Origin of the sequence: Collinsella sp. OM08-14AT (genome assembly GCF_003438115.1) — a bacterium.
In the GTDB taxonomy this organism is placed as follows: Bacteria; Actinomycetota; Coriobacteriia; order Coriobacteriales; family Coriobacteriaceae; genus Collinsella.
In genome coordinates, this window is record NZ_QSTE01000003.1 from 75,814 (window position 1) to 99,190 (window position 23,377).

At 61.1% G+C, this 23,377-nt stretch carries 24 protein-coding genes; 21 read left to right on the forward strand and 3 right to left on the reverse strand.

Annotated features, from left to right (window positions below; genetic code table 11):
- Nucleotides 1-84: 84 nt before the first annotated feature.
- From DXC18_RS02960 to DXC18_RS02980, 5 genes are read left to right on the forward strand one after another with little or no spacing between them, the layout of a single operon-like run.
- Nucleotides 85-657 (forward strand): twin-arginine translocase TatA/TatE family subunit, encoded by a 573-nt coding sequence (locus tag DXC18_RS02960; RefSeq protein ID WP_158551954.1) that lies wholly within the window; start codon nucleotides 85-87, stop codon nucleotides 655-657.
- The gene (gene tatC, locus DXC18_RS02965) at nucleotides 657-1,448 is read left to right on the forward strand and encodes a twin-arginine translocase subunit TatC (RefSeq protein WP_055285525.1); all 792 of its coding nucleotides are present in this window, start codon (nucleotides 657-659) and stop codon (nucleotides 1,446-1,448) included. Before DXC18_RS02960 ends, tatC begins: the two co-directional genes overlap by 1 nt.
- 6 nt (nucleotides 1,449-1,454) lie before the next feature.
- Nucleotides 1,455-1,811, forward strand: a complete 357-nt coding sequence (gene hypA / locus DXC18_RS02970; RefSeq protein WP_117565013.1) for a hydrogenase maturation nickel metallochaperone HypA — start codon at nucleotides 1,455-1,457, stop codon at nucleotides 1,809-1,811.
- A 55-nt stretch (nucleotides 1,812-1,866) separates the two neighbouring features.
- The gene (gene hypB, locus DXC18_RS02975) at nucleotides 1,867-2,550 is read left to right on the forward strand and encodes a hydrogenase nickel incorporation protein HypB (protein ID WP_117583579.1); all 684 of its coding nucleotides are present in this window, start codon (nucleotides 1,867-1,869) and stop codon (nucleotides 2,548-2,550) included.
- Between the two features lie 54 nt (nucleotides 2,551-2,604).
- Nucleotides 2,605-5,181 (forward strand): DNA topoisomerase I, encoded by a 2,577-nt coding sequence (locus tag DXC18_RS02980; protein WP_117583578.1) that lies wholly within the window; start codon nucleotides 2,605-2,607, stop codon nucleotides 5,179-5,181.
- A 142-nt stretch (nucleotides 5,182-5,323) separates the two neighbouring features.
- Here DXC18_RS02980 and DXC18_RS02985 read toward each other — a convergent pair whose 3' ends face one another.
- Nucleotides 5,324-6,307, reverse strand: coding sequence for a zinc-ribbon domain-containing protein (locus DXC18_RS02985; protein ID WP_117583577.1), 984 nt, complete (start codon nucleotides 6,305-6,307; stop codon nucleotides 5,324-5,326).
- A gap of 238 nt (nucleotides 6,308-6,545) precedes the next feature.
- On the opposite strand from DXC18_RS02985, the gene tmk reads away from it, so the two are divergent.
- The 13 genes from tmk to DXC18_RS03050 all read left to right on the forward strand — a co-directional run bounded on the left by tmk (nucleotide 6,546) and on the right by DXC18_RS03050 (nucleotide 20,399).
- Nucleotides 6,546-7,229, forward strand: a complete 684-nt coding sequence (tmk, locus tag DXC18_RS02990; RefSeq protein ID WP_117716276.1) for a dTMP kinase — start codon at nucleotides 6,546-6,548, stop codon at nucleotides 7,227-7,229.
- Between the two features lies 1 nt (nucleotide 7,230).
- Entirely contained in the window at nucleotides 7,231-8,358 is a 1,128-nt protein-coding gene (locus DXC18_RS02995; RefSeq protein ID WP_117716277.1) for an ATP-binding protein, read from the forward strand.
- Complete coding sequence (locus tag DXC18_RS03000) at nucleotides 8,349-10,040, forward strand: regulatory iron-sulfur-containing complex subunit RicT (protein ID WP_117716278.1); 1,692 nt, start codon at nucleotides 8,349-8,351, stop codon at nucleotides 10,038-10,040. The genes DXC18_RS02995 and DXC18_RS03000 overlap by 10 nt, the downstream gene beginning before the upstream one ends.
- Nucleotides 10,041-10,141: 101 nt before the next feature.
- On the forward strand, nucleotides 10,142-10,948 hold the full coding sequence (locus DXC18_RS03005; protein ID WP_117716279.1) for a ComF family protein: 807 nt from the start codon (nucleotides 10,142-10,144) through the stop codon (nucleotides 10,946-10,948).
- Nucleotides 10,949-10,958: 10 nt separating this feature from the next.
- Entirely contained in the window at nucleotides 10,959-12,068 is a 1,110-nt protein-coding gene (locus DXC18_RS03010; protein ID WP_117716280.1) for a hypothetical protein, read from the forward strand.
- A gap of 750 nt (nucleotides 12,069-12,818) precedes the next feature.
- A complete protein-coding gene (locus DXC18_RS03015; RefSeq protein WP_158551262.1) occupies nucleotides 12,819-13,826 on the forward strand; it encodes an ABC transporter substrate-binding protein in 1,008 nt (335 codons plus the stop codon).
- 317 nt (nucleotides 13,827-14,143) lie between these two features.
- Nucleotides 14,144-14,728, forward strand: coding sequence for a ribosome hibernation-promoting factor, HPF/YfiA family (gene hpf, locus DXC18_RS03020; RefSeq protein ID WP_035137685.1), 585 nt, complete (start codon nucleotides 14,144-14,146; stop codon nucleotides 14,726-14,728).
- A gap of 79 nt (nucleotides 14,729-14,807) precedes the next feature.
- A complete protein-coding gene (locus tag DXC18_RS03025; RefSeq protein WP_117716282.1) occupies nucleotides 14,808-15,761 on the forward strand; it encodes a DegV family protein in 954 nt (317 codons plus the stop codon).
- A 97-nt stretch (nucleotides 15,762-15,858) separates the two neighbouring features.
- A complete protein-coding gene (locus tag DXC18_RS03030) occupies nucleotides 15,859-16,938 on the forward strand; it encodes an NAD(P)-dependent oxidoreductase (protein WP_117629897.1) in 1,080 nt (359 codons plus the stop codon).
- 5 nt (nucleotides 16,939-16,943) lie between these two features.
- Entirely contained in the window at nucleotides 16,944-17,372 is a 429-nt protein-coding gene (locus tag DXC18_RS03035; RefSeq protein WP_117716283.1) for a hypothetical protein, read from the forward strand.
- Nucleotides 17,373-17,387: 15 nt separating this feature from the next.
- Nucleotides 17,388-18,086: a hypothetical protein gene (locus DXC18_RS03040; protein WP_117716284.1), complete on the forward strand. Its 699-nt coding sequence runs from the start codon at nucleotides 17,388-17,390 to the stop codon at nucleotides 18,084-18,086.
- A 6-nt stretch (nucleotides 18,087-18,092) separates the two neighbouring features.
- On the forward strand, nucleotides 18,093-19,178 hold the full coding sequence (locus tag DXC18_RS03045; RefSeq protein WP_117635809.1) for an isocitrate/isopropylmalate dehydrogenase family protein: 1,086 nt from the start codon (nucleotides 18,093-18,095) through the stop codon (nucleotides 19,176-19,178).
- Between the two features lie 126 nt (nucleotides 19,179-19,304).
- Nucleotides 19,305-20,399, forward strand: coding sequence for a hypothetical protein (locus DXC18_RS03050; protein WP_117716285.1), 1,095 nt, complete (start codon nucleotides 19,305-19,307; stop codon nucleotides 20,397-20,399).
- 114 nt (nucleotides 20,400-20,513) lie between these two features.
- Here the strand turns inward: DXC18_RS03050 and DXC18_RS03055 are convergent, their stop codons facing one another.
- Nucleotides 20,514-20,750 carry a helix-turn-helix transcriptional regulator gene (locus DXC18_RS03055; protein ID WP_117564746.1) on the reverse strand — a complete coding sequence of 79 codons (237 nt, stop codon included), beginning with the start codon at nucleotides 20,748-20,750 and terminating at the stop codon, nucleotides 20,514-20,516.
- Nucleotides 20,751-20,759: 9 nt separating this feature from the next.
- Complete coding sequence (locus DXC18_RS03060; protein ID WP_117583568.1) at nucleotides 20,760-21,398, reverse strand: DUF2975 domain-containing protein; 639 nt, start codon at nucleotides 21,396-21,398, stop codon at nucleotides 20,760-20,762.
- A gap of 700 nt (nucleotides 21,399-22,098) precedes the next feature.
- Here DXC18_RS03060 and DXC18_RS03065 point away from each other — a divergent pair.
- Genes DXC18_RS03065 through agaV form a run of 3 tightly spaced genes read left to right on the forward strand, consistent with a single transcriptional unit; the run spans nucleotide 22,099 to nucleotide 23,342 of the window.
- Nucleotides 22,099-22,542, forward strand: coding sequence for a PTS fructose transporter subunit IIA (locus tag DXC18_RS03065; protein WP_117564748.1), 444 nt, complete (start codon nucleotides 22,099-22,101; stop codon nucleotides 22,540-22,542).
- Entirely contained in the window at nucleotides 22,542-22,823 is a 282-nt protein-coding gene (yajC, locus tag DXC18_RS03070) for a preprotein translocase subunit YajC (protein WP_117564749.1), read from the forward strand. Before DXC18_RS03065 ends, yajC begins: the two co-directional genes overlap by 1 nt.
- A gap of 36 nt (nucleotides 22,824-22,859) precedes the next feature.
- Nucleotides 22,860-23,342 carry a PTS N-acetylgalactosamine transporter subunit IIB gene (gene agaV / locus DXC18_RS03075; RefSeq protein WP_117716286.1) on the forward strand — a complete coding sequence of 161 codons (483 nt, stop codon included), beginning with the start codon at nucleotides 22,860-22,862 and terminating at the stop codon, nucleotides 23,340-23,342.
- Nucleotides 23,343-23,377 lie beyond the last annotated feature (35 nt).

Consider the following 23,377-nt stretch of genomic DNA (forward strand, 5'->3'; position numbering starts at 1 on the left):
CGCTATACTTGACCGAATGAATAGACGAGTTCCGGCCGAATGGCGCGGTGCGGGCTCGACTCACATCGAGCCTTGGAGGTATGTGTGTTTGGTATTGGAGAAGGTGAGCTGGCAATCATCGTGGTCTTCGGCTTTTTGCTGTTTGGCCCGGATAAGCTCCCGCAGATGGGCCGCACGATCGGCCGCGCCATCCGTCAGTTCCGCGAGACGCAGGAAAAGATGACGGCCGTTGTTCAGTCCGAGATCATCGATCCGGTAAGCGAGGCCGCGTCGGCGCCGGTCAAGCCAAAGAAGGCCGCTGCGACCGACGACGATTCCGATGCGGACGAGGATGCCGCCGAGACGGCTGCGCCAGCAAAGAAGGAGACCTTTGCCGAGCGCCGCGCCCGTCTTGCCGCCGAGAAGGCCGCAAGCGAGGGCGCTGCTGAGGGCGAAGGCGCTGTTGATGAGGCCGAGGGTACAGAGCCTGCTGCTGCCGTCGAGCCCGAGCCTGCTGCAGAGTCCGAGCCCGAGCCGGCAGAGCCCACGACGGCTGACCTCTACGCCCGTCGTCCCCGCAAGCGCAAGGCCGTCGTCGACCAGCTCGCTCGCGAGCTCGAGGTCGAGGACGATGCCGAGGCTGCTGCCGCCGACGCCCCGAAGGGAGGCGATGAGTAATGCCGATCGGACCTGCGCGCATGCCGCTCTTCGATCACCTGGGAGAGCTCCGTCGCCGCCTGACCATCGTGGTCGTTTCGGTGTTTGCCGCCGCCATCGTGCTGTACTTTGCCACGCCCGTGGTGCTCGATATTCTTGAGGACCCCATCCGCTCCTTTGTGCCGGACGGTAAGTTTTACATCACCACCACGCTCGGCGGCTTTGGCCTGCGCTTCTCGCTTGCCATCAAGATGGCCGTGGTCATGTGCACGCCCATGATCATCTGGCAGATTCTGGCATTTTTCCTGCCGGCACTGCGCCCCAACGAGCGCAAGTGGGTTGTGCCCACGGTGCTCGCCTCGACGGTGCTGTTCTTCCTGGGTGCCATCTTCTGCTACTTCATCATCATCCCGGCGGGCTTTGAGTGGCTCATCGGCGAGACCTCGGCTGTCGCTACGGCGTTGCCCGATCTGGAGAACTACGTCAACATGGAGCTGCTCTTTATGATCGGCTTTGGTGTGGCGTTTGAGCTGCCGCTCATCATCTTCTACCTGTCCGTTTTCCACATCGTGTCCTATGCGGCCTTCCGCAGCGCCTGGCGCTACGTGTACGTAGGCCTGCTCGTGGGTTCGGCTGTGATTACGCCCGACGGCTCGCCCGTTACGCTGGGTCTCATGTATGGCGCCCTGCTCTCGCTCTACGAGATTTCGCTCGCCATCGCTCGCGTGGTCATTACCGCGCGCGAGGGCAAGGAGGGCCTGTTCGTGAGCCGTCTGGACCTGTTCTCGGACGACGAGGACGACGAGGAGTAAATCGGTATGCACGAGGTTGGCATTGTCAACGGCATACTCGATACAGTGATTCGCGCGGCGCGTGGGGCGGGGGCCTCGCGCGCCGTTTTGGTAACGCTGCGTATCGGGGATATGACCGAGGTCGTGCGCGAGGCGCTCGACTTTGCGTGGGAGACGTTTCGCGACGAGGACCCGCTCACGCGCGGCTGCGAGCTTGCCGTGGAGGAGGTCCATCCACAAAGCGAGTGCCTGGACTGCGGCGAGGTCTTTGAGCACGACCGTTTCCATTGTCGCTGCCCCCAGTGTGGCGGCGCCAACGTGCGCCTGCTGCACGGCCGCGAGCTCGATATCGCAAGTATCGAAATCGAAACCCCCGACGATTAGCCCGCTAGCCATCTAATGATGGGGTATAAAGGGGCCAAAGTAAGGAGCGCTAAGTATGGCCGAGAAAACGATTGATATCGCGTCGCCGATTCTGTCGCGCAACGAGCGCCTGGCAGATCAGCTGCGTCAGCGATTTAATGAGGCAGGCACCTACGTGATCAATGTGCTGTCGAGCCCCGGCTCGGGTAAGACCACCACGATTCTGGGCACCAACGAGCGCCTGCGTGACAAGGCCGGCCTACGCTGTGCCGTCATCGAGGGCGATATCGCCTCGGATGTCGACGCCATCACCATGAAGGAAGCCGGCATGCCCGCCATCCAGATCAACACGGGCGGTCTGTGCCACCTCGAGGGCAACATGATCATGGAGGCTGTCGATGCCTTCGACCAGGCTGTGGGTCTGGAGAACATCGACGTCATCTTTATCGAAAACGTGGGTAACCTGGTCTGCCCGGTCGACTTTGACCTGGGCGAGAACCTGTCCATCATGATTCTCTCGGTGCCCGAGGGCGACGACAAGCCCATCAAGTATCCGGGCATCTTCCAGCACGCCGGCGCGCAGCTGCTCAACAAGGTCGACGTGGCCCCAGCTTTCGATTTTGACATGGATAGGTATACTAAGACACTCGATGACCTCAATCCGCAGGCGCCGCGGTTTGCCGTGAGCGCGCGCAAGGGCGAGGGCATGGATGCCTGGTGCGATTGGCTCATCGGGCAGATTGAGCAAGCAAGGGCGTAAGTCGGCCGCCATACGGGCGGGCGTAGCCGCAGAGATACGAGATAGGAGCCTCTTTTGAAGCTCATCATCGCCGAGAAAAACGACGCCGCGCGTCAGATTGCCGAGCGTCTGTCCACGGGCAAGCCCAAAAAGGACAAGGTGTACAACACCGCCATCTACCGTTTTGAGTGGAAGGGCGAGGAGTGCGTGACGATCGGCCTTGCCGGTCACATCCTTGCGCCCGATTTTTGCGACAGCGTGCTGTTCGATAAAAAGCTGGGCTGGTATTCGGTCACCGAGGACGGCGAGATGCTGCCGGCCGATATGCCCGATGGCCTGGCACGTCCGCCCTACGACACCAAGCGCAAGCCGTTTCTTGCCGATGGTATCTCCATCAAGGGCTGGAAGCTCGAGAGCCTGCCTTACCTCACCTGGGCGCCCGTCATTAAGCTGCCGGCCGAGAAGGAGCTCATCCGCTCGCTCAAGAACCTTGCCAAGAAGTCCGACAGCGTCATTATCGCCACGGACTTCGACCGCGAGGGCGAACTGATCGGTTCGGACGCCCTCAACAAGGTGCGCGAGGTTGCGCCCGACTTGCCGGTCGCCCGCGCCCAGTATTCTTCGTTTACCAAGGCCGAGATTACGCAGGCCTTCGATAATCTTGTCTCGCTCGACCAGAATCTGGCCGACGCCGGCGAGAGCCGCCAGCACATCGACCTCATTTGGGGTGCGGTGCTCACGCGCTACCTGACGCTCGCCAAGTTTGGCGGCTTTGGCAACGTGCGCTCCGCCGGCCGCGTGCAGACGCCGACGCTTGCCTTGGTGGTCGAGCGCGAGCGCGAGCGCATGGCGTTTGTGCCCGAGGACTATTGGCAGATTCGCGGCATGGGTGCCGCTCAGGGTGCTGCCGAGGATGACCGCTTTAAGATTGCGCACAAGACGGCACGTTTTACCGATAAAGATGCTGCCGAGACGGCGTACGGCCACGTCGACGGCGCTACGACGGCAACCGTCGCCGCGGTGACCAAGCGCTCCCGCAAGCAGCAGCCGCCCACCCCGTTTGCGACGACCTCGCTGCAGGCTGCCGCCGCGGCCGAGGGCATCTCACCTGCACGTACCATGCGCATCGCCGAGTCCCTCTACATGGCGGGCCTCATCAGCTATCCGCGTGTCGACAACACCGTGTACCCTGCGACGCTCGATCTGGGCGCCGTGGTGAGCGACCTGGCAAAGATCAACCCGGCGCTGGCGCCCGTGTGCAAAAAGGTACTCGCCGGCCCCATGAAGCCCACGCGCGGCAAAGTCGAGACCACCGACCACCCACCCATCTACCCCACGGGCGAAGGCGATCCGTCCACGCTCGATGGCGGCCAGCGCAAGCTCTACGACCTCATTGCCCGCCGCTTCCTGGCGACGCTTATGGGTCCCGCGACCATCGAAAACACTAAGCTCGAGCTCGACGTGAACGGTGAGCCGTTCGTGGCCTCGGGCGACGTGCTCGTGACCCCGGGCTTCCGCGAGGCCTACCCGTACGGCCTTAAGCGCGACGAGCAGATGCCGCCGCTGGAGCAGGGCGACACGGTCGACGTGTTCGACATTAAGCTTGAGGCCAAGCAGACCGAGCCGCCCGCGCGCTACAGCCAGGGCAAGCTCGTGCAGGAGATGGAAAAGCGCGGCCTGGGCACCAAGTCCACGCGCGCGAGCATCATCGAGCGCCTGTACGCCGTGCGCTACCTCAAAAACGATCCCGTTGAGCCGAGCCAGCTGGGCATCGCCATCATCGACGCGCTGACGCAGTTTGCCCCGCGCATCACGAGCCCCGATATGACCAGCGAGCTCGACGGCGACATGACTCGCGTCGAGCGCGGCGAGGACACCGAAGAGCATGTCGTGACGCACTCGCGCGCGCTGCTGGCCGGCGTGCTCGACGAGCTGCTCAAGCATACGCAGGAGCTGGGCGACGCCATCAGCGACGCCGTCACGGCCGATGCGCGCGTGGGCGCCTGCCCCAAGTGCGGCAAGGACCTGGTTATGAAGACGAGCGCCAAGACCCGCGGCAGCTTTATCGGCTGCATGGGTTGGCCCGACTGCGACGTGACCTATCCGGTGCCGAGTGGCGTCAAGGTGAGCCCGCTCGAGGGCGAGGCCGCCGTGTGCCCCGAGTGCGGCGCGCCGCGCATCAAGTGCCAGCCATTCCGCCAGAAGGCCTTCGAGATCTGCGTGAACCCCACGTGCCCCACCAACTACGAGCCCGATCTTAAGGTGGGCGAGTGCAAGGTGTGTGCCGAGGCCGGACGTCACGGCGACCTGATCGCGCACAAGAGCGAGAAGAGCGGCAAGCGCTTTATCCGCTGCACCAACTACGATGACTGCGGCGTGAGCTATCCGCTGCCGGCGCGCGGCAAGCTCGAGGCGACGGGCGAGACCTGTCCCGAGTGCGGCGCCCCCATCGTAGTGGTCAACACGGCGCGCGGTCCGTGGCGTATCTGCGTCAACATGGACTGCCCGACCAAGGAGAAGAGGCCCGCCCGCGGTCGCAAGACCACAACCAAGGCGAGCACGGCAAAGAAGACGACGGCTAAGAAAGCCACTGCCGCCAAGAAGACGACCGCGAAGAAGTCGACTGCCAAGAAAACAACCGCCGACAAGTAACGGCGCAGTCGAAACATTGCCCAAAAAAACGAGCGAGGACCCCGCGATCCTCGCTCGTTTTTTTGACCGGCAGTTAGGGACGTTCTTTTTCTGCCGGCAGTTTAGGAACGTCCCTAACTGCCGGCTCGGGAACGACAAAGCGCTAGTTCACCTCGACAGGCTTGGCGCCGGGATAGCGCTCCTCAAAGTCTAGGCGGTACTTATTGTCATTGGTGCCCGCCACGTTGTCGCGCGACAGCGGCGCCACGATCTCATTCTTGTGGTCCGCAGGCTTGGCGTATTTCAGGCTGATCTCCCAGGCATCACAGATTGCGTCAATGCGGTGATCCAGGTCGTCGTACAGGGCGATGATGTCCTTCCAGGAGCTGTAGTTTTTGGAGCTCGTCGGGACGTCCAGGTCCTCGACGATGTCGTAATACTGCTCGATGGTGTCCTCCGTGCGCTCGGCGACGTCGGCGAGATTTTGACGGGTGGTTCGATCCTCTTCTAGATAGTTGCCGTTGAAGTTCTGCGCGCAGCCACGGACCTGGCTGTCGAGATCTTCGAGCAGGTCGTAGTATTCGCTCAGGCGACGGTAGAGGTTCTGCTCAGAGAGCGTTGCTTCGCCGCCATCCTCGTCGTCATCGTCATCATCGTCGTACAGGCTGTTGGGATCGCCGAGAGGCTTTAGGTCATCGTCGTCGACGTCATGGTGCAGCTTAGCTACCTCGGCAGTCGTCTGCGTGGCGGCGTTGTCGAACGGTCTGATTGCAAAGAAGATGACCAGGGCGATGATGATCGCCACCAGCACAACGATAACGGCGATAAGCGGCCCGGTGCCGCTCTTTTTGGAAGCGGGGGTCTGTGGCGAAGCGGGCACGTATGCGGGAACCGGCTGCTGTTGGGGCGAGCCGCTCGCGACGGGTATGCGCTGCGTGGTCTCGACGGCCTCGGTCCTTGCGGCGGGGTCGGGGCTATAGGCGAGGGAGTCGTCCGCCTTGGCTTGCGGCGTATCAAGGGAGCCGGTCTGCTCAAAAGCGGGCTGGCTATCGCTCGCGGCTGTTTGCTCAACGGGTGCACCGCACGAGGTGCAGAACTTGGCATCATCTGCAAGAAGCTTGCCGCACGAGGCGCAATACCGAGACATTGCCACTCCTTTCGCCACATTTCAATGCAATACGACGATTATACCCAGCATCCAAAATTCCCCATCATAAGTTGCGGTGAAATAGGGACTGTTTGGCGGTCTCAGAGCTTCAATCAGTCCTATTTCACCGCAACTTTGGAAAGGCGCCTTTAGCCATTGGGGACGCGCCGAGCACTGGGGTATCATGGCTTAGTTGATATATCTGCATTTACGCGCCTTGTAGGAAGGGGCTGCGCCCATGGCTTTTGAGCCTGCTCAACATAGCTTTATCACGCTCGAGGGCGTCGACGGTGCCGGCAAGTCCACGCAGACGCGTCTGCTTGCCCGTGCGCTCGACCTCGCTGGCTATCAGGTCGTAACTCTGCGCGAGCCGGGTGGCACTGCCATCAGCGAAAAGATTCGCGCCCTGCTGCTCGACCCCGCCAACACGGCGATGGGAGACACCTGCGAGTTGCTGCTCTACGAGGCGGCGCGCGCCCAGTTGGTGCACGAGGTCATAGCCCCCGCCCTTGCGGCCGGCAAGGTGGTCCTGTGCGATCGCTTCTACGATTCCACGACCTGCTACCAGGCATTTGCCGACGGCCTCGATCGCCAGATGGTGCGCGACGCCAACAACCTGGCCGTCGCGGGAACGCACCCGGCGCTCACACTCGTCTACCACATCACGCCCGAGCAGGCGGCGTTGCGCATGGCCGCCCGTGGCGCGGCAGATCGCATGGAGGCAAAAGGCATGGCATTCCAGGAGCGTGTCTACCAGGGCTTTTGTGCCATTGCTGCCGAGGAGCCAAACCGCGTAAAGCTCATCGACGCCACTGCGACTGTCGAGGAAGTCTTCGAGAAGACGGTCGAGCAGGTTCGCGCGTACGGTCTCGATATCCCGCAGGACGCCGTCGCCGCCGCGCTTGCCAAGGAGGCCGAGTAACATGGCCCCCGCTCAGGCAAGCCTGCTGGCCAAGCTCGACACCCAAGAGCGCGTGCGCGACTTTTTGACCAACGCCGTCGCCAGCGGTCGCGCATCGCACGCCTATCTGTTCTTGGGAGCGCCCGGCGCGGGCAAGCTCGACGCCGCGTGGGCGCTCGCCCAAGCCTTCCTGTGCGAGCAGGATGGCTGCGGCGCATGCGACAGCTGCGTGCGCGTCGCGCGCCATACGCATCCCGACGTGCACTATTACACGCCCGAGAGCGCCACGGGCTACCTCATCGCCCAGACCCGCGAGCTGCTCGACGACGTGCCCCTGGCGCCCATCCGTGCCAAGGCCAAGGTCTACATCATCGACCGTGCCGAGCAGCTGCGCGCCAACACCGCTAACGCGCTGCTCAAAACACTCGAGGAGCCGCCCGAGGGCGTCATGTTCATCTTGCTGGGCACCTCGGCAGACGTGATGTTGCCCACCATCGTGAGCCGCTGCCAGTGCGTGCCGTTTCGGCTGGTGTCGCCCGCCGTGGCCGCGCGTGCCGTGAGTCGCGCCACCGGTCAGGACCCTGCGCGTTGCCGCATGGCCGTCGCCGTAGCGGGAAGCCCCACGCGTGGCATCGAGTTCCTCAAGAGCGCCGAGCGCCAGGATGCTCGCCGCCAGATGGTCCGTGCCATCGATTCGCTCATCGCCGCCGACGAGGCCGATGTGCTCAGCCGCGCCAAGTCGCTCATCGTCGCCGTTAAGGCGCCGCTCGCCGAGGTCAAGTCCACGCAGGAAAAGGTGCTCGAGCAAAACGCCGATTACCTGTCGCGTGGAGCATTGAAGCAGCTTGAGGACCGCAACAAGCGCGAACTCAACGCGCGCGAGCGTTCGGGTATCATGGAAGCGCTGGCGAGCGCGCGGACGCTTATGCGCGACGTGCTGCTGACGCTTCAGGACGAGGCAGCCGACGTAGTGAACGAGGACGTGCGCGACACGATCGGGCGGCTTGCCGCCGCGACCAATGTTGCGGGTGCCACGCGGGCGCTCGAGGCAGTCGCGACCGCCGAGCGCAACATTGCCAGAAACGTTACTCCCCAGCTGGCCATCGAGGTCATGCTGTTCGATATCAGGAAGGCACTGAAATGCCGTTAGTCGTACCCGTTAAGTTTACCTACGCCTCGCGCGACCTGTGGTTCGACCCGCAGGATCTGGATATCCTCGAGGCCGATTATGCCATTTGCTCCACCGAGCGCGGAACCGAGATCGGCCTGGTCACGGCCGATCCCTTTGAAGTGCCGCAAGACGAGATCGGCCAGCCGCTCAAGCCCGTGCTGCGCGTGGCGAGCGACATCGACCTGCAGCTTGCCGACGACCTGGCCATCCAGGGCGACGAGGCGATGGTCGATTTCCGCCGTCTGGTCAAAGAGCTCGACCTCGAGATGAAGCCGGTCGGCGTCGAGTACCTGTTTGGCGGCGAGAAGGCCGTGTTCTACTTTGCGGCCGAGGAGCGCGTCGATTTTCGTCAGCTCGTCAAGGACCTGTCCTCGACGCTGCACATTCGCGTCGACATGCGCCAGATTGGCGTGCGCGACGAGACCCGTCTGGTGGGCGGCTATGCCCAATGCGGACAGGAGCTCTGCTGCACGCGCTTTGGCGGACAGTTTGAGCCCGTCTCGATCCGCATGGCAAAAGAGCAGGACCTGCCGCTCAACTCGTCCAAGATCAGCGGCGTATGCGGCCGCCTGATGTGCTGTCTGCGCTATGAGTTCGAGGCGTACAAGGACTTTAAGAGCCGTGCGCCCAAAAAGAAGACGCTCATCGATACGCCGCTTGGCAAGGCGCGTATTCAGGAATATGACACGCCGCGTGAGCAGCTGGTGCTGCGCCTGGAGAACGGCAAAGTCTTTAAGGTCAACCTGGCCGATATGAAGTGCTCGGAGGGCTGCAAAAAGAAGGCCGCCGAGCAGGGTTGCAACTGCCGCCCCGACTGCGTGACGCGCGACGTGCTCGAACGCATCGAGTCGCCCGAGATGCGTCTGGCGCTCATGGAGCTCGATCGCGAGAACGGCGTCGACGTGGGCGATGGCCTGTCGAGTGCCGATCGTCTGGCCGGCACGTCGATGCCCAAGCGCCGTCGCCGCGATGCCGAATCCGATGCTCGCGCTGCTCAGGGCCAGGGCGAGGGTCGTGGCCGCGGAAAGGGCCGCGGCAAGGCCGAGGCGCCCGAGGCCGAGGAGGCAGCCGGTGGTCGCCGCCGCAAGCGCGCAGCGTCCGTCGACAATGGCGAGGCCGCGGGCAAGAACGCTTCCCGTGAGCGCGAGGCTCAGCAGCCCCAGCAGCAAAACCGCGGCGGTGGCATGAACCCCACGCGCCGTCGTCGCCGTCACCTGTCGAGCGAGGAGCGCGAGGACGCCTTCCGCGCCGCAGCTGCTCGCGAGGCCGGTGCCGCTCCCAAGGGCGTCTCGGCCTCCGATGCGCCTGCCGACAAGGCTGGCAAGCCGCGTGGCGAGGAGGAGCGCGCGCCACGTCCGCGCCGTCGCCATTCCTCGGGCACGCAGCAGAAGCCCTCGGTTCCTTCCGTGGCCGATCAGGTTTCGGATGGCGAAATCAAGGTCACGCGCCGTCGCCCCGGCGATGGCGGGGGAGCTGCCGCCAAGGCTTCGCGCGGCGGCTCTCGCGACGAGCGCGAACCGCGTGAGGATCGCGATGGCGAAGGCTCGACCGACCAGGGTCAAAAGCGCCGCCGTCGCCGTCGTTCCCGCAAGCCGCGCCAGGACGGTGGCGAAGGCTCGACCCACACCTCGTCCGCACCGAAACCGCCTGCCGGCGAATAGTGCCCGTAAGCGGATGTAACCCGCCTGACCCCAGTGCCTCTGGGTATCATGGCTCTACACCGACAACCCTCCCTTCGTCTTCGCGTAGGGAGGGTTGTGTCATGAAGAGACATCTGAACGTATTGACTCGTTTGCAGGACGCAGGTGTCCTACCGTTTGCGGACGAATTGCTACCGCTTGCCGAGCGCGCGACATACGAGGCGCTCGAGGCGTTGTCGCCCACGCGATGCGCCGGCTGCGAGCGTTTCGGTGCGCTGATTTGCCAGGATTGCCTGGCCTCATTCGCGCTCATCGATCCGTGCCATAGCTGCATCCGATGTGGCGCCCCGTTTGGGGATTTGCTGTGCACCGAGTGTTCGGTCGAGGGCACGTCTTCGGCAATGGCCGAGGCGCTCGATCGCTGCCTGGCGTGTGCCGTCTACGCACATCCGCTGCCGCGCATCATCAAGGCGTACAAGGATGCGGGCGAGCGCCGCCTGGCACCGTATCTGGCGGAGCTACTCTACGACACCGCCCTGCATGCCCAGGTGGCAGCCCCCGATCGCTACGGCGGCGTGCTGTCCGGTGTCGACGCGGTGGTATTTGTGCCCGCGACTGCGGCGGCGTTTCGGCGGCGTGGTTTTGATCATATGGAGGCTATTGCGCGCCCATTTTGCGAGCTGTCGGGTGTTCCCCTGCTCGATGCTCTCGTCAAGTACGGGCATGGCGACCAGCGCGAACTCGGTCGTGAGGAGCGCCGCGAGCGTGCCCAAGGCATGTACGAGACGGTTGAGGATGTGCGGGGCAAGTGCCTGCTGCTTATCGACGACGTTATCACCACGGGCGCGACCATGGCAGCAGCCTCGGCGGAACTCAAGCGCGCCGGCGCCGCGGCGGTCGATGGTCTCGCTATCGCACGCGTTTGGTAGGGGTGGTTTTGTGGCAGTGAAGATAGCGCGACGCATCGAGCCGACAAGCGAGCAACTGGCGGCCTCCGTAATCCTGACTGGCGCCTCGGCGCTGCGCATGATGCGCGCCGAGCGCCGACAAATGGGCTACATCAGTTGGAGGGACCTTGAGCCCGAGGGGGAGCGCCGCGTGCTGTGTACGTCATCGCCTTCGACCGGGGATATCTATCTTTCCGACCTGGTACGAATTGGAGCCAAAAGTGGCGAGGTGCAGGAAGATCTGTGCTTGTTGGTGGGATCTGCGGCGCAGCGCCGCCGCATGCCTGGCGTAGGCTGGTCCGTGTGTTCCGGGTTGCCCGCCGGCTCGATTCTAGAGGTGGAACCGGGGGTGTACAGCCTATCTCCCGAGGCCCTTTGTGTTGCCGTTGCGCGTGAGGTCGGCTGCATCCAGGCGTTTGCCCTGGCCCAGGAGCTGTGCTCTAAGATTTCACTGAGCGACCGCGGGAAGTATCTGCCTCCCTACACCTCGCCTGTTACGAATAAACTTGCAAAGGACAAGGACCAGCCAGCAGACGTGGGCTACTTTGAAGTCGAGCCGGTGCTGATGCCCGATCGTCTGGCAGATTACCTTGCGGCATGCAAGGGGAATGTGGCCAAACAGCTGCTGCGTCTGTGTCCCTATCTTTCGGAAAACCTGCTCTCGCCCATGGAGTGCATCATGCTCGCTCTGTTTTCGCTTCCGTTTTCCTATGGCGGGTTTGCCTGCGGACCTTTTAAGACCGACTACAAGATCGAGTTCGATGACCGTGCGCAGGCAATCTCGGGGATGCCCCATGCAGTTTGCGATGCATATCAGGAGGCAGCCCGGTTTGACCTGGAATACAACGGTGAGCTGGGCCATTCCTCTCGGAGGGGACGTATCCATGATGAAAAGCGCAACACGGGCTTGATTACTATGGGAATCGAGGTCGCGACGGTCAACAACGAAATGCTCTGTGACGTGGAAGCGATGGAAGCGCTCGCATGGCGCATGCACCAGCGTATGCGAAAGCGGTACCGGAATCGTGTCGATGCCCGCAGGAAGAAGCAAGAGGCGTTGCTTAACACGCTGCGGGCGTGTTTTGGGCTTAAGCCGGTCTAATTCACGTCGAAAATAGGGGGTTAATCATATGCCCTGGCCAAAATATGGCAAATATGAGTACTGTCACTAAATCAGTAACAGCAAAATCAAGGAATTTAGGACTCGGAGGCGTCATAAAGTAAGAAGATAATAAACAAATGTAGAATAACTAAGCATCAGGTTGGCGACACTGAGCGCAAAATCTGTCCGAGAGGCTAAAACTGCCTGTTACTAAATTGGTGACAGTACTCATATTTGCCATTTTTTGGCCACAGCACCCTAGGAAGGGTGCCCCGGAGCTCCCCATAGGGGAGCTCCGGGCTTCACAGGGGCACGAATAGCCCACTCCGACCTGCGAAATCTGTACTCGCGATGCGAATGACGCCCCTAACCTTAAACTTTAGCTTGAACTTAGCTATAATGCGCTACGTTCCTACCAGGCTGTGGTTGCGGACGGACGAAATGCCCGTCCTAGTCCAAGACAGACGCGGTCAAAGGGATCCACGTAAGCGACCGCGTGCGCGCGGCGCGATCATGGCGCGTCCTAGATGTAAGCCGCACCGTCCGTTCTACTTTCTTTGTGGCAATACCGCCTCGCGGGCGAGCGGGCCAGTCGTGAGGGTGGCTGCGGCCTCCCGAGCAAACACCCCGGTGCGCAAGTGTGGGGTCAAATACCAGGTCAGCTGGTGGGAACAACCCGATATTCCGCGCAACGCACGGATCGTATACGACACAGAAGGCAGGGTAGTGGACATGGTGAGGGGCAGCTTGATGCACGCGGCTCGGTTAGGTGCTGGGACCGCAGCGGTCATTGCCGTTTTGGGCCTGAGCGGATGCGCGTTCAACCCGCTGTCTACGTTCACGACTCCCACGATCGACCAGATCGAGTACGAGACCGTCACGCCGGCGGTGTCGGACGATGCCCTGGTCACTCCCGGAACCCTGACGGTCGCCCTCGATACTTCCGATGCGCCGCAGGCAATGCAGGGCGCCGACGGCGAGCTTACGGGGTATGCAGTCGATGCTGCCCGCGCCCTCGCAAGCCGCATGGGCCTTAAGGTCGCCTTTGTCGATGCGTCCTCGGCAGGTTCCGCGCTCGGCGACAAAAAGGCTGATATCTTTATCGGCGAGATCAACTCCACGGACGGGGACGTTAGCTCGCTCGGCACCTGCCTGTACGATGCCGCTTCCGTGTTCGGTAAAACCAGCGATGGTGGGTCGCTAAGCGTTTCCACCGATACCCTTAACACGTCTACTCTGGGTGTCCAGATGTCCTCGGCCTCGCAGGAGGCGCTTGCTAAGCAGAGCATCACCGCCAACCAAAAGACCTACTCCAACATCAACGAGTGCTTTGAGGCGCTCGAGTCTGGCGAGGTCGACTATGTGATCTGCGACTCCACAGCCGGCGGCTATCTTGCACGCCTGATGAGCGAGGTCTCCTATGTCGGTGCGCTCGAGGCGCCCTCGACGCTTGGTGTTGCGGGCCTCTCGTCCAATGACGAACTGTGCCGTGCCGTGAGTGATGCCCTCGACGACATCACGGTCGACGGCACGCTCGAGGCGGTTCACTGCGTCTGGTACGGCCAGATTCCCTACGACCTCACCACTAAGACGGTTTCGGGCGCTAACGTGCAGCCGGGCGACTCTGAGTCCAGTGAGACCACGTCCTCCGGCAGCGAGTCCTCCGATTCCAACAATGAGACCGCATCCTCCGAGGACAAATCGTCCAGCCAGGAAGGCACCATCACTGACGACGACATTAACAAACTTAATAGCTAGTTATTGCTAGGGGTGGTGTCTCCTATACGTTGGAAAGGACACCTCTTCACGGTTTCAACACGCACTGCCGGGTTTCCCCAATAGGGGAGCCCGGCTTTTTTATCCCTATAAAACCAGCAGGTCAAAGCCAATTTTCGGGACCAAATACAAAGTCGCCGACGCCCTCCCATAGCGCACTTTGCCACAGAAAAGTGCGAGACTTCGGTATGCGGTATTAAGCAATCGTTATTCGGGTCTTTAGGAATCCGCGTGATTAAATGCACGGCAATGGGTACATAGCCAGTACAGTAAGTCCCCGAGGCAGATTGGAGCCACGTATGGATATCAAGGTTTCTGGACGCAAGACGACGGTAACCGATGCTCTGCGTGCGCATGTGGATGAGAAGATCGGCGAGGCGCTCAAGGTTTTCGATATCGAGCCCATGACAGTCGACGTCGTGCTTCGTTATGAGAAGAACCCCTCGAACCCCAACCCGGCAATCGTCGAGGTCACGGTTCGTGCCCGCGGCTCTGTGATTCGCGTTGCCGAGCACGGCGCAGATATGTATGCCGCCATCGACCTCTCCGCCGATAAGGTTACCCGCCAGCTGCGCAAGTTCAAGACTAAGGTCGTGGACAACCGCCAGGGTGGTGCCAGCGCCGCGGATGTCGCACCGGTCGAGCGCGTCGAGGATCTGGCCGACCTGCTGCTGCCCGAGGAGGAAGACGACCTGCTCGTCCGCGAGAAGGTTATCGACGTCACTCCGATGACTGAGGAGCAGGCGCTGGTGCAGACCGATCTGCTCGGTCACGACTTCTACGTGTTCGAGAACGCGACGACCGGCCTTATCAATGTGGTGTATCACCGTAAGAATGGTGGATATGGCATCATCAAGCCCCGCATCGAAACACTTGACGAGTAAAATACGTTAACTTGCATGAGTTAACGGCTGGCGGCCATCCCATGCGGGTGGCCGCTTTTTTACGTAAGGAGTCGCTTTGATGGACAAGGCCGCATCCGCCGGTCATTCGGACCGTTGCCGCATCGTCGTCGATACCTGCTGCGACTTTAGCCCCGAGGTCGCCGCGAACCTCGATGTCGATATCCTGGGTTTCCCCTTCATTATCGATGGCGAAGAGCGCACGGACGACATCTGGTCGAGCATCACACCCAAGGAGTTCTACGACCGTATGCGCGCCGGTGCCCGCGTGTCCACCTCGGCTGTGTCGCTCGGTCGCTATATCGAGTTCTTTACCGAGTGCGCCAAAGAGGGTACGCCTACGGTCTACCTGTGCTTTACCTCGGCGCTGTCGTCGAGCTACAACTCCGCGTGCCAGGCGGCGGACGCCGTGCGCGCCGAGTATCCCAACTTTGAGCTGTACGTGGTCGACAACGCTCTGCCCTGTGCGACCGGCGAGCTCTTGGCGCTTGAGGCCGTGCGCCAGCGTTCGGTGGGACTGACCGCCAAGCAGCTGGTCGACTGGGCAAACGAGGCCAAGACCTATGTCCACGGTTACTTTACGCTCGAGAGCTTTGACGCGCTGGCTGCCGGCGGCCGCATTCCGCCCGCGGCGGCACAGCTCACGGCAAAGCTCGACGTCAAACCCGAGCTGTCCTACGACCTGGCCGGCTCGCTGTCGCTGATCGGCGTCAACCGCGGTCGCAAGAAGGCGCTCAAGTCCATCCTCAAGTCGTTCCGCGAGAACTATGTGCCCGATCGCACCATGCCCATCGCCATTATGACGGCCGATGCCGAGAAGGACGGCGACTGGCTCGAAGCCGCCATCCGCAAGGAGGAGGGTTGCGCCGACGTCACGATCATTCGCAGCTCCGTCGGTCCTACCATCGGCTCGCACGTGGGCCCCGGCATGGTGGCCTGCGCGTTTTGGGGTAAGAACCGCGCCGACAAGGCGTCGCTTTCCGACCGCATCGCCCGCCGCGTGCGCGGCCAGTAGGCAAGCGCTGCGTCCGTAATCGCCCTCGACTCACAGCCCAACGCTGGCACCGAGTATTCAACCTGGTAATAACACCCAACCCAAAAGGAAAGGTTTCATGGCAAACAAGCTCTCCGTCGCATTCATCGGCACCGGAATCATGGGTGCCCCCATTGCCGGCCACATCCTGGATGCCGGCTATCCCGTCACGGTCAACAACCGCACTAAGTCCAAGGCCGCCGCGCTTATCGAGCGCGGTGCCGTTTGGGCCGATACGCCGGCAGATGCCGTGGCGAACGCCGACGTCGTCTTTACCATGGTGGGTTATCCCTCCGAGGTCGAGGAGCTCTACCTGGCGGGCGACGGCCTGCTCGCGTGCACTAAGCCCGGCGCGGTCCTGATCGACCTCACCACAAGCTCGCCCGAGCTGGCGCGCGACATTGCCGAGGCCGCCCAGGTTTCCGGCCGCATGGCGTTTGACTGCCCCGTCACCGGCGGCGAGTCTGGTGCTATCGCCGGCACGCTCACGGCTATCGTGGGCGCCACCGAGAACGATATCGCCCCAGTCCGCGACATCCTTGCCACCTTTGCGGCCAACATCTGCTGCTTCGACGGCGCTGGCAAGGGCCAGGCTGCCAAGCTCGCCAACCAGGTGTCGCTGGGCGCCTGCATGGTCGGCATGGCAGACGCCATGGCATTTGCCGAGCTGAGCGGCCTTGACCTGGAGAAGACCCGCCAGATGATCTTGGGCGGTACCGGCAAGTCCGGCGCCATGGAGAGCCTGGCTCCCAAGGCGCTCGACGGCGACTACAAGCCCGGTTTTATGGTCGAGCACTTCATTAAGGACCTGCGCCTGGCCCTTGCTTACGCCGACGACCGCGAGCTCGCGCTGCCCGGCGCCGACGTGGCCTTTACGCTCTACGACATGCTCGACGCTATCGGTGGCGCCAAGCTGGGCACCCAGGCCATCACGGTCCTCTACAAGGAGGAGGCCGACGCCATCGCCGCCGGTCTGGACTGGTCGCAGTATCGCCCCGAGGAGCACGGTGCCCACGAGGACGGCTGCGGTTGCGGCGAGCACGGCGACGAGCATGAGTGCGGTTGCGGCCACCATCACGGCGAGGACCACGAGTGCTGCGGCGGCCACGGTCATGACGACGGCCACGAGTGCTGCTGTGGCCACCATCACGGGGAGTAGCGCCCATGAGCTGGACGTTCGTGGTGCTTGCGCTGGCGCTCTTTCTCTTTGCGATCTACATCGGCTTTCTGTGCGGCCAGTGGGCGTGCGAAAAGCGCGTCATCACCAAGCGCGACTACTGGATTGCCAACTTTGCAGGCGCGGCGGCAGTCGTCCTGCTGACCTGGGTGTTCTCACTGTTCCCGCTGGTGCAGTTTGCGCCGATCGGCTGGCTCGGCGGCTTTATCGCCGGCCTTAAGATGAGCTTTGGCGAGTCCGTCGGTCCGTGGCGCAAGCACGACGAGGTCTTTAACGTCAACAAGGCTCACCGCGCCGCCGCCGACGCGGGCGACGCCGAGGAACGCCGTCGCGCACGCCGCAATGGCGCAGCCGACCGACAGCTCATCTCGGTCACCGATGACAGCAAGGGTGCTGGCAAGCACGCTAAGAAATAGTAAGAAGAGGTAACTATGGCAGAAAACAAAGACGAACATCTCACCGACGAGGAGCTGGCACAGCTTCAGCTGGCAGAGGAGAACGAGAACGCCGTCGACCGCCTGGTCCAGGAGCTCGGCTGCCCCACGCGCCGCATCCGCCAGTTTGCCGCCCGCGTGCTGCACCTGCTTGCCGAGCGCGATCCGCAGCGCGTCGTGCCCTGCGTGCCCGCGCTGATCGAGGCGCTCGATCGCCCCGAGGCGCAGACCCGCTGGGAGGCCCTCGATGCCTTGGCGGCACTCGCCACCACCTGCCCCGAGCAGATGGAGGACGCCTTTGAGGGTGCCGAGACCGCACTGTTCGACGAGATTTCCTCCACGCTGCGCTATGCCGCCTTCCGCCTGCTGTGCGTGTGGGGCGCCACGAGCGTCGAGCGTTCGCGCGAGGCTTGGCCCATCCTGGACGAGGCCATCCAGTGCTACCACGGCGACCTTGAGTATCGCGACATGCTCGGTTGCCTGTACGAGTTTTGCCAGGGCGAGATCGACGCCGAGGTCGCAGAGAAGCTTGCGCTGCGCCTTAAGTTCGACGCCGAGAACGGCAAGGGCAGCTATCTCAAGGCCCGTTCGAGCGAGATTTGCGAAATGCTTGTTAAACGCTTTGGCCTGGATCTCTCCAAAAAGAAGAAGCGTGCTAGCGTTAAAAAATCTGACGACGCCGAAGACGAGGAGTAACAGATTATGGCGCACGATGTAGTCCTGATTCCCGGTGACGGTATCGGTCCCGAGATTACGCAGGCCATGCGCCGCGTGGTCGAGGCCACCGGTGTCCAGATCAACTGGAACGTCCAGGAGGCCGGCGCCGGCGTCATGGACGAGTTTGGTACGCCGCTGCCCCAGCACGTGCTCGATGCGGTCGCCGAGACCAAGGTTGCCATCAAGGGCCCCATCACCACGCCGGTCGGCACGGGTTTCCGCAGCGTTAACGTGGCCCTGCGCAAGCACTTTGACCTGTACGCCTGCGTGCGCCCCTGCCTGTCGCAGCCGGGCGACGGCTCGCGTTTCCGCGACGTCGACCTGGTCATCGTGCGCGAGAACACCGAGGACCTCTACGCCGGGATCGAGTTCGATGAGGGCGCTGCCGAGGTCGAGGAGCTCTCGCAGCTTGTCGAGCGTTCGGGCCAAAAGACATTCGCCGGCGATTCCGCGATCTCGATCAAGCCCATCTCTATCGCCAAGAGCCGCCGTATTGTGGAGTACGCCTTTGAGTATGCCCGCCGCTGCGGCCGCAAAAAGGTGACGGCCGTGCACAAGGCCAATATCATGAAGGCGACCGACGGCCTGTTCCTGCGCGTTGCGCGCGAGGTGGCCGCCAACTATCCCGACATTGAGTTCAACGACAAGATCGTCGACGCCACCTGCATGGGCCTGGTCCAGAACCCCAACGACTTCGATGTCCTGGTGCTGCCAAACCTGTACGGCGACATCGTGAGCGACCTGTGCGCCGGCCTGGTGGGCGGTCTTGGCATGGCGCCCGGCTCCAACATCGGTGCCGACTGCGCCATTTTTGAGGCAACGCACGGTTCGGCACCCGATATCGCTGGCCAGGATATCGCCAACCCCACGGCCGAGATCCTCTCTGCGGCTATGATGCTCGACCACCTGGGCGAGAACGATGCCGCCAATCGCATCCGTGCGGCCGTATCTGCCACGCTCGACGAGGGCGAGCAGGTTACCGGTGACGTGCGTCGTGCCCAGACCGGCTCCGTTGAGGGCGCTGTGGGTACGCAGGCATTTGCCGATGCCGTTATCGCGCACCTGGCCTAAGGCATGCACGCTGCAAACGCCTAAATAGTACTTAAGTGTTTGCGTATAACCTAAGAATCAATACGCCCGGCGCTCTGTCGGGCGTATTCTATTGGGGACTATGTTTCCTAACAAGGAGTAACCGATATGGGTCTGATTCAAAAGAAGGACGAGAAGGACGAGATCGACGGCATCCAGATCATCGAGCGCGGCGAAGGCCCCGACGGTGACGAGGACGAGAAGATCGACCTGGTCGCCGGTACGTCTGCCGAGCACATTGCTGCTGGCACGACGGCCGAGGAAGAGGACGCCCGTCTGGAGGCTCAGATCGCCGCAGATGCCGCTGACGAGAATCTGATGCCCGAGGCCCAGGATGAGGATGATGACGCCCTAGGTTCCGATGGGGACGATCACGTATCCAAGCACAAGAAGACGATGATTGCCGCCTTTGTGGTTGCAGTCGTGATCGCTGCGGTGGTCGGCTTCTTTATGGGCAATGGCGGCTTTGGCGGCAAGGGCGTCGGTTCGTCGACCCTGACCGAGGACCAGCTCGATTCGACCGTGGCAAGCTATAGTTATAGCGGCAAGAAGAGCGACATCACCGCGCGCGAGGCCATCGAGAGCCAGTACAGCCTCGATACCGTCAAGGATAGTAACGGCAACTACACCGCCCCCTCTGCCGACGTCATCCTGTCTTACGTGCGCAACAAGATTCTGCTCGATGCTGCCGAGGACGAGGGCATTACCGTCTCCTCTAAGGAGATGAAGAAGTACGCCGAGGATTCTATCGGCACCTCGGACTACGACACCATGGCCAAGCAGTATGGCGTGTCCAAGGACCAGGCCAAGCAGATCGTCCGCCAGTCCGCGACGCTGCAGAAGCTCTACAAGAAGAAGGTGGGCGATGCTTCCGCGAGCATGCCGACCGCTCCGACCGAGCCTTCTGACGGCAACGAGGACACCGCGAGCAAGGATTACGCCGATTACATCATCAACCTTGCCGGTGACGAGTGGGATAGCTCGAAGGGCACCTGGAAGGACGAGAACAGCACCTACGCTAAGGCCTTCGCTAACGATGCCTTTACCGCCGATAGTGCCACCTATAAGCAGGCCATGACCGCCTATTACACCGCCTATCAGCAGTACTCCTCGCAGGCCTCGAGCGCCAGCTCCAAGTGGACCGAGTATGCCAACGGCCTGTACGCCAAGGCCAACATCAGCATCTACGGCCTGTTTGCTTAAAGGTTGCCCGAGCTTTCGAGCACGAAGTCGAAATATCTGATTGAGCCCGCTAGAACGCATCGTTCTGGCGGGCTTTTTGCGTTGAGGGCGTGATTGGCGGCTTAATTATGGCTATTAATCTTTAAGTCCAAAGAGGTTATCGGCTTCATCGTCAGGCATATATTCCAGCACATCGCCCGGTTGGCAGTCGAGTGCCCGGCATATCGCGTCAAGAGTTGAAAAGCGCACGGCAGAAACCTTGCCCGTCTTGATACGCGACATATTGACCTGGGAGATACCCACGCGTTCCGCAAGCTCTTTGGATGAGATCTTGCGTTCGGCAAGCATGCGGTCGAGCCGCAGAATAATCATGGATTCCCCCTAGAGCAACTCGTCATCTTGTATTTGCAGGATACACCCGTACTGGAAGACGCTGGCAATCAGGCTAATAATCAGGCCTGCAAAGAGCATAGAGAGGTCGAGATGCTGGCCGCCAAGCGCATCCGTAAAGTTGCCGCCAAATCCTGAGAGTATCAGCCCCGTGACTATGGCACCAAGAAGCTTCACAGCAACGCCGCCAATAAGGAACAAATGTCCTACTTGACGTAGTATGCGGATGCATTCGAGGTCAAAGGGCCTGCCTGCCTTTTCAATGGTGGAGAAAAACCTGTATGCGCTTAGCACAATGGCAAGCGCAAGGCATGTCATCATGGCGCTCCCTATGGCAGTATGACCGTCGTGCGCGACAAGCATAAGAGGGGTCTGTTCATTGGCGCCGACGAGAGCGAGAGATGGCCCTTCGCCGGCATTAAGCTCTACGGATTGGAGGCAGAACCCTTGGGAGAGGCTAGGCAATATGAGTAGAAGCTCGATTGCAATGACTGCGAGGAGTCCCAGAGCGAGCGCTACGGCGGTGCAGATTGTGGCCCATTTGCAGATGTGAGCGAGCTTCCTCAGATCGGCTATTGCCTGTTCGCGGTTGATGGGTTCATTCGATTTGGATACGTTCCAGCGGATCATAGCTCCTCCAACCAATGTCTAGGATGATATTTAAATCTTATAACATACTTAATGATAAACGATAAACAATTACAGATTAGAGTAAGTTATGTTTGTAAGACGAATAGCGAGAGCTTATGGCATATTTAGGGAGTGAGAGTTTGGCACGTGGGGGATGGACGAGTATCGAAATTTCCCGCAACCACGCAAGTGCTTCATCGGGTCTCCCTAATTCATATGGAAAAGGAGCTGCAAACGATTGGAAATAACCGCTGAGCGGTCGAAAACTACCGTTCACCGATAATTTCTAAACTGGTTCTAACTGGTATTAAGTCAAAAAGACCAATTCACAAATCTTCACAATGACCTGCATTTTTTCTACATGCCTTTTTGGCCACCCTGCGTTGTTTAGACACAGAAAAGGTTCCGATCTTTCGTCAAAGTATTTCGAAACGGTTTCAAAACCGCAGGTAGAAGTGTTAACGAGCGGTAAACGGTCGATTTATCGCCGTGAGCGGTGCAAAAACGTTTTATTGCGTGAATCAGCGAAAGCGACCTCTTCTGTGATGATATAGTGACAACAACACGTCACGTGGTTACTACCAGTTGAGAGACCACTGGTCTTCAAAGAACGCTTTCCAAGAAGCTTTAAGGGCGTCCGCCCGCTGGCTTCCGAAAACATCGGACTCAGATCGTACACACCTTCGGAAGGGAAATTTGAATGGTTGGCTTTATTCTTACCGGTCATGGACAGTTCGCACCCGGCCTCGCAAGCGCTATCGCTATGGTCGCCGGTGATCAGCCCGCTTTTACCGTCGTTCCTTTCGAGGGCGACCAGGCTGCTTCCTACGGTGAGGATCTCCGCGCCGCTATCACCGCCATGCGCGAGGAGTGCGATGGCGTGCTCGTCTTTACCGACCTGCTTGGTGGTACCCCGTTCAACCAGGCAATGATGATTGCCCAGGATGTCGACAACGTCGAGATTCTGACTGGCACGAACCTTCCCATGGTTATTGAGCTTCTGTTCCTCCGCGGCAACGCTACGCTCGCCGAGCTTGGCGAGCAGGCCGTGACCGTTGGCCAGACGGGCATCACCGCCCAGACGGTTGCCTCCGTCGCTGGTGCCGAGGAAGAGGATATCTTCGGTGACGAGGACGGCATCTAATGGCCGATTTCGGAGCCAGCGTCCTGAGCTCCTCGGTCGCTCTTTTAGGCCTGCTTGTCGTCATGGGCTTGATTTACACCATCTGGTCGCAAATCAACATGAAGAAGAAGCAGAAGTACTTCAAGGAGCTGCACACCGAGCTCAAGCCGGGTCAGGAGGTTCTTTTCGCCGGCGGTATCTACGGAACCGTCAAGGGCATCGAAGGCGAAAAGGTCCAGATCAAAGTCCGATCCGGTGCCGTCGTAGATGTTTCGCGTTACGCGATTCAGGAGATCAAGTAACTGTCGTCAGCAAATAACGAAAGGAAGCTGATCAACATGGCAGAACCCAACATTCTTCTTACCCGCATCGATAACCGACTGGTTCATGGTCAGGTTGCCACCCAGTGGAACTCCACCCTGGGCTCCAACCTCATCCTCGTCGCCAACGACGACGTGGCGACCAACACCATGCGCCAGAACCTCATGAAGATGGCCGCTCCCGCCGGCGTCGCTACGCGTTTCTTCTCTCTGCAGAAGACCATCGACGTCATTGGCAAGGCGAGCCCGCGCCAGAAGATCTTCATCGTGGCCGAAACACCGGAAGACGTGCTTACGCTCGTCAAGGGCGGTGTGCCTATAAAGAAGGTAAACATCGGCAACATGCACATGTCGGAAGGAAAGCGCCAAGTCGCCACCTCCGTCGCAGTTAACGACGAGGATGTCGCTGCGTTTAAAGAGCTGCAGGAATTGGGGGTGGAGTTGGAGATCAGGCGCGTTCCGAGCACGCCTGTTGAGGACACGAGCAAGCTCTTCTCGTAGTCTTCGTGATCCACGTTGTCAGGAGTGAAACCCTG